Source organism: Neoluteolibacter marinus (assembly GCF_014904755.1).
Lineage (GTDB): Bacteria > Verrucomicrobiota > Verrucomicrobiia > Verrucomicrobiales > Akkermansiaceae > Haloferula > Haloferula marina.
Genome location: NZ_JACZFQ010000310.1, coordinates 1 through 562 on the forward strand (window position 1 = coordinate 1; position 562 = coordinate 562).

Consider the following 562-nt stretch of genomic DNA (forward strand, 5'->3'; position numbering starts at 1 on the left):
CCCGGCCGGTGGCATTGCGCGCAGTTCGAGTCCAAATACGAGCGCACCCGTTCTTCCAGGCTCGCGCTGCTGTCGCCGATGTTTTTCGCCTGCAAGAACCACTCCCGGTGCTCCGGCCGGTAGTTCGCGTCGAACCAGCCCAGCGCCGCCAGGGTTTCCAGCTGGTTCGCCCGCCGTCCGGTCCGGCCGTACGTCAGATCGCCGTTGAGCTGCCAGGTCTTGACCCCCAGCACGTGCCCGGCGTTGCCGTTGTGGCACAGCCGGCAGTCCGACGGCCCGGGGTAGCTCCAGGTCGCGGTGTGGCTGCCGCCGCCGGCTTCCACAACCGGGATCTCCTCGTCGAGCCCTGCCGCCAGCAGGTCCGCGTCGCTGCCGTCCTCGCGCCACTTGTAGCTCACCCCGTACGGCTCACCGCTTTCCGGCACGATGATGAACCGCGTCTCCAGCCGCCGCAGCACCGTCGGGTCGTTCCCGTCGACCGGCAGCGCGAAGTGCTTGATGAACACCGTCCCCGCCGGGTAGCTCCAGCCGTCGTCCGGCCGGAAGCCGATCTTTTCCGCCG

The 562-nt window shown here is 69.2% G+C and carries 1 pseudogene; it reads right to left on the bottom strand.

From position 1 onward, the window contains the following. A pseudogene (locus tag IG178_RS25020) lies at nt 1–562 on the bottom strand (cellulose-binding domain-containing protein); the annotation flags it as partial.